Origin of the sequence: Sphingopyxis sp. (assembly GCF_040216815.1) — a bacterium.
GTDB lineage: Bacteria > Pseudomonadota > Alphaproteobacteria > Sphingomonadales > Sphingomonadaceae > Sphingopyxis.
In genome coordinates this window covers 43,077-54,025 of sequence record NZ_JAVJOJ010000012.1, presented here as the reverse complement: position 1 = coordinate 54,025, position 10,949 = coordinate 43,077, and the positions used below count along the sequence as shown (strand labels likewise).

Genomic DNA, 10,949 nt, shown 5'->3' with positions numbered 1-10,949 from the left:
TTCCTGATATGTTCTATTAGCGCGCGCGAGGGGGCGCTTGTCAAGGCGAGTCCGTATCGTCCCCGATCGTCATGCCGGACGCTTCGACAAGCTCAGGACAGCTTGATCCGGCATCCATTCTACGACCGAAGCATGGACCCCGGATCAAGTCGGGGGGGGGGGGGGACGAAGAGGATGGTCCGGGTGCAGCGGGGCCTGCGCTGCTGTCGCCGCCGAGCGCGCGGAACAGCGCGATCCGGGTCTGCACGAGCAGCAGCTGCGTCGCAATCTCGCTCCGCCGCGCGGCATAGAGGCTGCGCTGGGCGTCGAGGCTGGCGAGGAAGCTGTCGATGCCGCCCCGATAGCGCGCGTCGGTGAGCGTCGCGGTGTCGGCGGCGGCGTCGCTGGTTGCTGTCGCGGCGCGCACCCTTTCGGCGATCGTGCCCTGAACCGCGAGCGCGTCGGCGACCTCGCGGAACGCAGTCTGGATCGCGCCTTCATAGCGTGCGAGCGCGGCGTCGCGCTGCGCCTCGCTGACCGCGACCCCCGCGCGGCGCCCGCCCGCATCGAAGATCGTCGCGGTGGCATCGCCCCCCGCCGACCAGCCGAACGACCCGCCGTCGAACAGACCGGACAGCGCATCGCTCGCCAAACCGAGCAGCCCGGTGAGCGAGATCGACGGGAAGAGCCGCGCGCGCGCCGCGCCGATGTCGGCATTGGCGGCGCGCAGATCATATTCGGCCTCGATCACATCGGGACGGCGCAGCAGGATGTTCGAGCTGACGCCCGCGGGGAGCGCCACGATCGACGGCGTCACGTCGGACAGGCTCGCGGGCAGCAGCGCGGCGTCGAAATCGCCGCCGACGAGCAGGCGGATGCGATTTTCACCCTGCGCGAGCGCGGTCTTTTGCTGTGCGATCGCATCCTCGGCGGCCGCGCGTATCTGTTCGGCCTGGCGCAGGTCGGTGCGCGGCGCGACGCCGCCGGCGAGCCGCGCCTGCGTCAACCTGACACTGTCGCGGGCATTGGCCGCTGTATCCTCGGCGATCTTCAACAGGTCGCGGTCGGCGCCATAGGCCGCCCAGGCATTCGCCAGCTCGGCGATCAGCGCGAGCCGCACCGTGCGCGCCGCCGCCTCGGTCGCGAGCGCGCGGTTACGCTCGGCCTCGGTCGCATTGGCGAGGCGGCCGAACAGGTCGAGCTCGAACGCGGTAACGCCGCCGCGCAGCGAAAAATCGGCGACGCCGCGGCTGCCCTCGCTGTCCGAATAGCCCGCGTCGGCGCTGACGCCAAGTTCGGGGAATTGCGCCGATCGGGTGACGCGCACCTGCGCGCGCGCCGCGGCGACATTGGCATAGGCGGTGCGCAGGTCGCGGTTGCCGGTGAGCGCGGCCTCGACCAGCCGTTGCAGCCGCGCGTCGGTGAAGACGCCTTTATACGACAGAAGCGGCAGCGCCGCCTCGCTCGCGATCAGATAGGCGTCGCCGATGGGCCAGCTTGGCGGCACCGGCGATGCGGGGAGGGTCGTTTTCGGCGCCAGCGAGCAGCCGCCGAGCAGCAACAGGCCGGCGCCGAGACAGGCGCGAAGCGCGATCATGCCGTCGCCTCGGCGCTGTCGCCGCGCGTCACTCTGCCGAAACGGCGGCGGAGCGCCGCCAGCCCGTCGCGCACGCCGCGGCGAACGAGGACGAAGAAGAGCGGGATGAAGAAGATGGCGAGGAAAGCCGCGGCGAGCATTCCGCCGATCACCGACGTCCCGATCGCGACGCGGCTGTTGGCCCCCGCGCCGGTCGCGACGGCGAGCGGCAGCACGCCGAAGATGAAAGCAAAGCTTGTCATCAGAATCGGGCGCAGGCGGATGCGCGCCGCCTCGATCGCCGCGTCGATCACGCGCTTGCCGCGCTTTTCCGCCTGTTCGGCAAATTCGATCATCAGGATCGCGTTTTTCGCGGCGAGCCCCATCGTCGTGAGCAGCCCGATCTGCAGATAGACGTCATTTTCCAGTCCGCGCAGGTTCACCGCCACGACCGCGCCGATCAGGCCCAGCGGGATGACGAGCAGCACGGCAAAGGGGATCGACCAGCTTTCGTAAAGCGCCGCAAGGCAGAGGAAAACGACGAGCAGCGACAGCGCATAGAGCAAGGGCGCCTGTCCCGACGAGAGGCGTTCCTGATAGGAAGCGCCCGACCAGGCGACGCTGGTGCCGGGAATCGCGTTCGCCATGCGCTCCATCTCGTCCATCGCTTCGCCCGAACTGGTGCCCGCGGCCGGTTGGCCGGAGATTTCAAAGGCGGGGACGCCCTGGAAGCGCGAACTGCTGCTGGGCGTCGTCGACCAGCCGAGGCTGGCAAAAGCCGAAAAAGGAGACATTTCGCCGCCGGACGAGCGGACATACCATTGGCCGATGTCTTCCGGGCGCGCGCGATAGGGGGCGTCGCCCTGGACATAGACGCGCTTGATGCGTCCCTTGTCGATGAAATCATTGACGTAGCGCCCGCCCCACGCGGTCGCGAGCGTCGCATTCACATCGGCATTGTCGATGCCATAGGCGGTGAGGCGCTGCGTATCGACGTCGACCTTCAGCGTCGCGACGTCGGGAAGGTCGGACAGGCGTACCGACGTCAGCTTGGGATTGTCATTCGCCATCGCGAGCAGGCGGTCGCGCGCTTCGGCAAATTCGGCGCGGCTCATCCCGCTGCGGTTCTGGAACTGCATCGTGAAGCCCGATGTGTCGCCAAGCCCGCGCACCGCGCCGGGGACGAGCGCGAAAACCTGCGCGTCGCGAAGGCCGCCCAGCGCTTCGCGGGCACGCGCGGCGATGGCTTCGGCGCTGTTTTCCGCTCCCCGCCGGTCGTCCCAATGGGTCAGGTTGACGAAGCCCTGGCCCGTATTCTGCCCCGTCGCGCCGCCGCCACCGCCGCCACCGGCGATGAGGAACAGCGTATCGACATTGGCCCTTTCCTTGGCGAGCAGATAATCCTCGATCCTGTCGCGCACCTCGAGCGTTCTCGCCTGCGTCGCGCCCGCGGGCAGGCGGAACTGCACCGCGACGCGGCCCTGATCCTCGTTGGGCAGGAAACCGCCGGGCAGGCGCAGAAAAAGAAAGGCGAGGAGCGCGAGCAGCACCAGATAGAGGCCGAGGAACATCCACTTGCGGTCGACCACCGTGGTGACGCTCCCGACATAGCGGTCGACCGACCGATCGAAACGGGTGTTGAAACCATTTTGTGCGCGTTCGAGCAGCGCGCGGACGCGCGGAAAGCGGCCGCTGGCGGCGCTCTCACCATTTTTGGGCTTGAGAAGGGTCGAGGTCAGCGCGGGGCTCAAGATCAGGGCGACGAGCACCGACAGCGCCATCGCCGAAACGATCGTGACCGAAAACTGGCGATAGATCACGCCCGTCGAACCGCCGAAAAAGGCCATCGGCAGGAACACCGCCGACAGCACAAGCGCGATCGCGATCAGCGCCACCTGCAGCTCCTTCATCGACTGGATCGTCGCTTCGCGCGCGGTCATGCCGGGGTTTTCTTCCAGCAGCCGCTCGACATTCTCGACGACGACGATCGCGTCGTCGACCAGCAGACCGATCGCGAGCGTCAGCCCGAACAGCGTCAATGTGTTGATGCTGAATCCCAGGAGGTAAAAGATGCCGAAAGTGCCCAGCAACACGACGGGCACCGCGATCGCCGGGATCAGCACCGCGCGCCAGCTTTGCAGGAAGACGAACATCACAAGGATCACCAGCAGGATCGCCTCGAACAGGGATTTCTGCACCTCGCTCACCGACAGCTTGATGAAGGCGGTCGAGTCGTTGGCGTAGCTGTATGTGAGTCCGTCCGGGAAATTATCAGCGAGCTCCTCCAACCGCGCCTTCACGCGCTCGGCGGTTTCGAGCGCGTCGGCGCCCGGCGACAGCGAGACCGACATGCCCGATCCCGGATGCCCGTTGATGCGGACGATGGTGCTGTAATTTTCGGCGCCGACCTCGACCCGCGCAACATCCTTGAGCCGCACCGTCGCGCCGTCGGGCAGCGTCTTGAGCAGGATATTCTCGAATTCTTCGGGGGTCTGCATCCGCGACTGGGCGGTGACGGTCGCATTGAGCATCTGACCCGCGGGCGCGGGAAGGCCGCCGACCTCGCCGGCCGCGACCTCGCTGTTCTGGGCCCCGATCGCCGCGACGACGTCGCCCGGCATCAACGACATCGCCGCCAGCCGTTGGGGATTGAGCCAGATGCGCATCGCGTGCGGCGAGCCGAAGACATTGACGTCGCCCACCCCCTCGACGCGCGACAGCGGATCCTGAATGTTCGACGACAGATAATCGGAGACGTCCTGATTCGAGCGCGTGTCGGTTGTGTCATAGACGCCGACGAGCAGCAGCGAATCGGCATTGGACTTGGTGACGCGGACACCCTGCGCCTGCACCTGCTGCGGCAGGCGCGAAACCGCCGACTGGATCTTGTTCTGGACCTGGACCTGCGCGATGTCGGGGTCGGTGCCCTTTTCGAAGATTGCGGTGATCGTCGCCTGTCCGCGCGAACTCGACTGCGAGCTGAAATAAAGGAGGCCGTCGATGCCGGTAAGCTGCTGTTCGAGCACCTGGGTGACGCTGTTCTCGATCGTTTCGGCCGACGCGCCCGGATAGGAAGCGCGGATATTCACCTGCGTCGGTGCAATGTCGGGATATTGCTCGATCGGGAGGGCGGAGATCGCGCCGATGCCGCCCAGCATGACGATGATCGCCAGCACCCAGGCAAAGATCGGCCGGTCGATGAAAAGGCGCGACATGGCGCGCTACTTGTCCGCCGCGCCGGTATCGGCGCGCTTGGCCGGGCCCAGGCGCTGTGCGCGGGCCGCGGGCACCGGGCGAACCGCCGCCCCCTGCCGCAGATTGCCGATCCCCTGGGTGATGACACGCTCGCCGGGCTTGAGGCCGCCGGTGACGACCCAGTTCGCGCCGAGCGTGCGTTCGGCGACGATGCGGCGCCGCGCGGTCTTATTGTCCTTGCCGACGATATAAACAAAGGCCGACCCGTCGAAATCGCGCTGCACCGCGGGTTGCGGCAACAGGATCGCGGCGGGGTTCACCGCCTGGTCGAACAGCGCGGTCACGAACATCCCCGGCAACAGCAGTCCGTCCGGATTGGGAAAGCGCGCGCGGAGCGTCACCGTGCCCGTCGCCTCGTTCACCGTGACCTCCGAAAATTCGACCGAGCCTGCGGGGCCATATTCGCTGCCGTCCTCCAGCCGCAGCCGCACCGCGGTGCTTCCCGGCGCAACCCCGCCGCTTTGCAGCGCCTGGCGCAGCCGGGTGAGATCGGCGCTCGACTGCTGCATGTCGACATAGATGGGGTCGATGCGCTGGATCGTTGCCAGCGGTTCGGCCTGGCTGGCGCTGACGAGCGCGCCGGGGGTCGCCAGGCTGCGTCCGATCCGCCCGCTGATCGGGGCGGCGATCGTCGCATAGCGCAGGTTTATCCGCGCGGTTTCGAGCGCGGCGCGGTTCTGCGCGACCGCGGCGCGCGCCATCCGCGCCTGGGCCCGCGCATCGGTATAGTCCTGTTCGGCGACCGCCTGCATCTTCGCCAGCGGTTCCAGCCGCCGCGCACGCTCTTCGGCGGCCTCGGCGCTCGCCCGCGCGCTTGCCAGATTGGCCTCCGCCTGCTGGGCCGCGGCGCGATAAAGGCTGGCGTCGATCTGATAGAGCGGCTGGCCGACGCGCACGAAACCGCCCTCGGTGAACAATCGCCGCCGAATGATGCCGTTCACCTGCGGCCGCACTTCGCTCGTTTCAAAGGCGACGGTCCGGCCGCCGAGCGACGTCGTCAGCGGCACGGCCTGCACGGTGGCGGTGACATAGCCGACCTCGGGCGCGCGGCGGCCGCCATTCCCGGGTTCGGCGGTGCAGGCGCTCATCGTCAAGGCAATGGCGCCCCAGGCCCCCAGGCGGAGCAGCGGCCGTTTGTTCAGCATATCACATGTCTCGTCACAGGCCGCCGCGGGCGGGGGCATTCGGACCTATCAGCCCATTGCTCCGCCGCTGGCAAGTCCTGCGGCCGCCTTGCGACAAATTGCGACAATTTTCTTGATTTCGTCGGCGCTTCGCAGGCGGCTTGGCGCGGTCGGCGGGATATTATTCCGGACCGTTCGCCTGCCCCGCCGCGATCAGCGCATTGTCGATGTCCTTCGCCCGCCGGTACGCCGCGCGTTCGCGCAGGGGCGCGACATAGGATTCAAAGGCGGGGCGCGACGCGATCGTCCCGAACTGCAGCCCGCAGTCGATCTGGCTGCCGACATAGACGTCGGCGGCGCTGAACCGATCGCCCGCGACGAAAGCCTTGCCCGCAACCGCGCGTTCGAGCGCGTCGAGCGCCGCGGCCAGCGAGCCAAATCCTGCCATGCGCTGCTGATCGGCGTCGGGTTCCAGCCCGAACATTCCGGCGGTGATCGCCTGCTCGACCGGGCCCGCGGTAAAGAAGAGCCAGCGATAATAATCGGCGCGGTCGGTGGGCACTGGCGCGAGTCCCTTTTCGGGAAAGGCGTCGGCAAGATAGGCGCAGATTGCGGCGCATTCGGTCACGACCCTGCCGCTGTGGACGATCGCCGGAACCTTGCCCATCGGGTTCACCGCCAGATAGGCGGCGTCCTTCATCGTCGTCCCATAATCGAGGATGCGCGGTTCATAGGGAACGCCAACCTCTTCGAGCATCCAGCGCACGATCTGGCCGCGCGACACCGGGTTGGTGTAGAAAATCAGTTCGTCGGCCATCGTGCCTCTCCTTGCGGGTTGCGAGTCGACTTGGAACATATCAGGAACAGATTGACCCTTCCACCGCTCTTGTTTTGTCATGGCGGCGCGGTAAGGCAAGGCGATGACCGACGAACGCATCTGGACCGCCGCCGTGCTGGTGATCGGCGACGAAATCCTTTCGGGCCGCACGCAGGACAAGAATGTGTCGCAGATCGCGACCTGGCTCGACGTACAGGGGATCCGCCTCCGCGAAGTGCGCATCGTTCCCGACGTCGAGGCGGAGATCGTCGAGGCGCTGAATGCGATCCGCGCGCGTTACGACTATGTCTTCACCACGGGCGGCATCGGGCCGACGCACGACGATATCACGGTCGATGCCGTGGCGAAGGCGCTCGGCGTCGGCGTGATCGTGCATCCTGAAGCCCGCGCGATTCTCGACCGCTATTACAGCGCGCGGGGCGGCGAACTCACCGAGGCGCGGCTGCGCATGGCGCGCACCCCCGACGGGGCCGAACTTATTCCCAACCGCATGTCGGGCGCGCCGGGTATCCGCATCGGCAATCTGTTCGTGATGGCGGGGGTGCCGCACATCACCGCGGGGATGCTCGATGCGCTGACCGGTCAGCTCGAAGGCGGCGCACCGCTTGTCGCGCATACGATCGGCGCCTGGGCGCCCGAGAGCGAGATCGCCGATCTGCTCCGCCTCGGCGAAAAGGAGCATCCGGGGGTCGCGATCGGCAGCTATCCCTTTTTCCGCGACGGCAAGGTCGGCGCCAATTTCGTGATCCGGTCGGTCGACGGGGCGGCGGTTGCGGCCTGCACGGCGATGCTGACGGCGGGGCTCGAGGCGACGGGCTATGCCGTGACCGACGGCGGGATCTGATCGCCCGTCGGCGTTGCGCGGGGCAGGCGGCGCAGCATCGCAATCGCCAAAAAGCCAAAGATCGCCGCGACGATGAACGCCGCGCCGGGGAAGTGGACGGGCGCCGTATCGGCGGTGAAATAGGCCATGGTGCCGGTGAGCAGCATCGGCGCGGCGAGCTGGCCCAGCCCCATCGCCATCGCCGAAATCCCCTGCACCTCGCCCTGCGTATCGGCGGTCGCGCGGCGCGACATCATCGCCATCAGCGACGGCTGCACGGGCGCCTGCAATGCGACGGGAATCAGCAGCAGGAACGCACCGATCGTCGAGGTGGTGAAGGCATAGGCGATGTAGACGGCGACCGCGACGAGGATGCCGAGCGTCGCGGCGTCGCGCTCGCCGAAGCGCGCGACCGCGGGGCCGACCACGAACGTCTGTCCGAGTGCGATCATCACCCCGACCGCGGCAAGGCTCGCGCCGATCATGCCGGGGGTCCAGCCGAGCTGCGCGATGCAATAGAAGCTCCACGTCATCGGATAGACGAGGCTGGCGATCTGCCACAGCACGAGCACGCCCGCGACGCCGTCCATTCCGGGCAGCGCGCGCATCGTTTTCCAGGCGCCCAGCGGATTGGCGCGGCGCCAGTCGAACGCGCGGCGGCGTTCGGGTGGCAGCGTTTCGGGAAAGATGAAAAAGCCGTAGAGCATGTTGGCGGCGGCCAGGATCGCGGCGGCGACGAAGGGCGCGCGCGGGCTCATCTCGCCCAGGAAACCGCCGATCGCGGGCCCGGCGACGAAGCCGACGCCGAAGGCCGCGCCGACGAAGCCGAAGTTGCGCGCGCGCTCCTCGGGCGCGGTGATGTCGGCGATGGCGGCCTGCGCCGCGGCATAGCTGCCGCCGAAAATCCCCGACAGCGCGCGCGCAACGAACAGCCACGGCAAAGTCTCGACGACGGTGAGCAGCGCATAATCGACCGCCAGCCCGCCGAGTGCGAGCAACAGGATGCGCCGCCGCCCATAATGGTCCGACAGATTGCCGAGCACCGGCGACGCCAGAAAGGTGGCGACCGCCATCACCAGCCCGATCCACGCGCCGACCTCGATCGCTTTGGCAAGGTCGATTCGTCCGACCTCCATGACCAGCTGCGGCAGGACCGGCATGATGATGCCGAACCCGACGGCATCGACAAAGATCGTCGCGACGATGAAAGGGATGGTGCGTCCCGCGTTCACTTGTTCTGCTTCCCGATTGTCATTGGCGCGGCCGTTCTTTCCGTCATAGGGTGCCGATAGATGAAACTGAAAATTTCCGCCTCCCTAAATTACCGGATCGTCGAACCCGCCGAACTGATGCTTCAGATCGAGGCAGCCGACGGCGGCGGGCAGCGGGTGATCGACGCGGCGCTCGACCTTAAAACTCCGGCCGAGGTGGTGCGGGTTCCGGCCGCGGCAGGGGTGTGCACGCCGGTCTGGCTGCGCGCCGAGCGGGCGCTCGATGTCGCTTATCGCGCGATTGTCTCCGTCGAGCGCGACGGTGCCGATCTGGCGGCGCTCGCTGCGGTACCGCTCCACCGCCTGCCCGCGGAAGCCATCCCCTATCTCAACGAATCGCGCTATTGCCCGTCGAACAAGTTTCACGCCTTTGTCGAGCGCCGCTTCGGCGACGCCGAGGGCGGCGCGAAGATCCGTCAGATGCGCGACTGGATCGAAAGCCGCTTTACCTATGCCGCGGGATCGAGCGACGCCGAAACCGGCGCACTCGACAGCTTTGTCGAACGCCGCGGCGTGTGCCGCGACTATGCGCATGTGCTGATCGCGCTCGCCCGCGCCGCGCATATTCCCGCGCGCATGGCAAGCGTCTATGCGCTGGGCGTCGATCCGCCGGATTTCCATGCGCTCGCCGAAGTCTATCTGGACGGCGACTGGCACATGGTCGATGCGACGGGCATGTCGCGCCCCGGCGAATGCGCGCGCATCTGCGTCGGCCGCGATGCCGCGGACATCGCCTTCCTGACCGCTTATCGCGAGGTCCGGTTGATCGAACAGACGGTGACGGTCGACCGCGCTTGAAGTGGGTGGGCGGCGCTGTCAGGGTGCGGGCGTCGCGAGCATCGTTTCCATCATCGCCAGCGCCGCCTCTCTGCCGATCTCTGCGATGCGCGCGCGGTCGGTTTCATCGCCGATTTCGAACGTCGCGGTGGGGACGCGATAGGCTTCGTAAACCCATGACTTGGCGGTCGGCAGGCCGGGATTGTGGCTGGCATCGCGCTCGACGCGATAGCCGGGCATACGGTCCTGGTAGCGTGCAAGCCAATTGGCCGTGAAACCGGGCGGATCGCTGACCTTGGTATCGGGCAGGGTATAGACGACATCCTTGTGCGTCGAATGGAAATCGAGAAAGAGGCGCAGCGTCCGCGCCGGGTCGTCGGCAATGCGCTGAAGCAGGCTTTGCATCAACCTGGTTTCGGGCTGGGTAAACGGCCCCCAGTCGCGGTTCAGGTCGAGCCCGCCCGTCGCGTGGCGCCAATGCCCGCGCGCGACGCCGTCGGGGTTCAGCATCGGCACGACAATCGTGGAAAAGCGCGCGCGATAGGCGATGGCAATCGGGTCGTCCGACAGGATCGTGTCGACGAAAGCCAGCATCGCCTGCGCGCCGGTGATTTCCGGCGGGTGCTGGCGGCCGAGCAGCACCACCTGTTCGCGCGGCGGGGTCCGCGCCGACGTGATCGTTAGCTGGTCGATGGTGCGGCCCTCGGCCGACTGTCCCAGCACCGTGCGGCTGACATCGGGATGGCGCGATTTTTCGGCGAGCCACTGATCGTTGGTCGAAGGCGCGATGATTTCCTGGCCCGCGACGAACAGCGGCCTTTCGCCGATCCGGATCCGCAACCGCGCCTGCTTGATCCCCTGGTTTTCGAACAAGGTCACGTCTTTTGCCGAAAGCCTGGTCCAGCGCACCCCGTCTTCGCTGACTTTGGGCCAATAGCGATGCCCGCATGCGGTATAGTTCAGCGTGATCGTCACCCGCTGACCGCGTTTTGCGCCGCCTTGCGGCGTCAGGCGGAAGGCATACCACGCGCTGCAATTGATCGGCGGCGCATCTTCGGGCGCCAGCGTCACCACCAGCTCGCGCTTGCCCACCGCATCGCAGCGCGCGGCGGCGCCGGTCGGGAAATCGGTGTCGAGTTGCACCCGGCGGTTGGCACATCCCGCCTTTTGTGCAGCGGCGACCGGCGCCGCAGCCGCGCCGGTCACGGCCGCCAGGGCTGCGGGCGGCCCCAGAACCGCGGCCGCGACCGACACAATAAGGGCGTGACGGATCATGGCTTTCATGCGCGCCGCGCCCCTGTCATCG

8 protein-coding genes are annotated in these 10,949 nt (G+C 67.3%); 2 read left to right on the top strand and 6 right to left on the bottom strand.

Annotation, left to right across the window (positions count from 1 at the left end):
* Positions 1-40: 40 nt before the first annotated feature.
* The 4 genes from RIA72_RS16975 to RIA72_RS16960 all read right to left on the bottom strand — a co-directional run bounded on the left by RIA72_RS16975 (position 41) and on the right by RIA72_RS16960 (position 6,751).
* Entirely contained in the window at positions 41-1,576 is a 1,536-nt protein-coding gene (locus RIA72_RS16975) for an efflux transporter outer membrane subunit (RefSeq protein WP_350033250.1), read from the bottom strand.
* Positions 1,573-4,770: an efflux RND transporter permease subunit gene (locus RIA72_RS16970; protein ID WP_350033249.1), complete on the bottom strand. Its 3,198-nt coding sequence runs from the start codon at positions 4,768-4,770 to the stop codon at positions 1,573-1,575. Before RIA72_RS16970 ends, RIA72_RS16975 begins: the two co-directional genes overlap by 4 nt.
* A 6-nt stretch (positions 4,771-4,776) precedes the next feature.
* On the bottom strand, positions 4,777-5,955 hold the full coding sequence (locus RIA72_RS16965) for an efflux RND transporter periplasmic adaptor subunit (RefSeq protein WP_350033248.1): 1,179 nt from the start codon (positions 5,953-5,955) through the stop codon (positions 4,777-4,779).
* Between the two features lie 160 nt (positions 5,956-6,115).
* Entirely contained in the window at positions 6,116-6,751 is a 636-nt protein-coding gene (locus RIA72_RS16960) for a glutathione S-transferase family protein (RefSeq protein ID WP_350033247.1), read from the bottom strand.
* 103 nt (positions 6,752-6,854) lie between these two features.
* On the opposite strand from RIA72_RS16960, the gene RIA72_RS16955 reads away from it, so the two are divergent.
* Positions 6,855-7,616: a competence/damage-inducible protein A gene (locus tag RIA72_RS16955; protein WP_350033246.1), complete on the top strand. Its 762-nt coding sequence runs from the start codon at positions 6,855-6,857 to the stop codon at positions 7,614-7,616.
* Here the strand turns inward: RIA72_RS16955 and RIA72_RS16950 are convergent.
* A complete protein-coding gene (locus tag RIA72_RS16950) occupies positions 7,589-8,827 on the bottom strand; it encodes an MFS transporter (RefSeq protein WP_350033245.1) in 1,239 nt (412 codons plus the stop codon). The two genes, RIA72_RS16955 and RIA72_RS16950, sit on opposite strands and share 28 nt — an antisense overlap.
* A 60-nt stretch (positions 8,828-8,887) precedes the next feature.
* On the opposite strand from RIA72_RS16950, the gene RIA72_RS16945 reads away from it, so the two are divergent.
* Positions 8,888-9,664, top strand: coding sequence for a transglutaminase-like domain-containing protein (locus RIA72_RS16945; RefSeq protein ID WP_350033244.1), 777 nt, complete (start codon positions 8,888-8,890; stop codon positions 9,662-9,664).
* An 18-nt stretch (positions 9,665-9,682) separates the two neighbouring features.
* Here RIA72_RS16945 and RIA72_RS16940 read toward each other — a convergent pair whose 3' ends face one another.
* Positions 9,683-10,927: a M14 family metallopeptidase gene (locus tag RIA72_RS16940; protein WP_350033243.1), complete on the bottom strand. Its 1,245-nt coding sequence runs from the start codon at positions 10,925-10,927 to the stop codon at positions 9,683-9,685.
* Positions 10,928-10,949 lie beyond the last annotated feature (22 nt).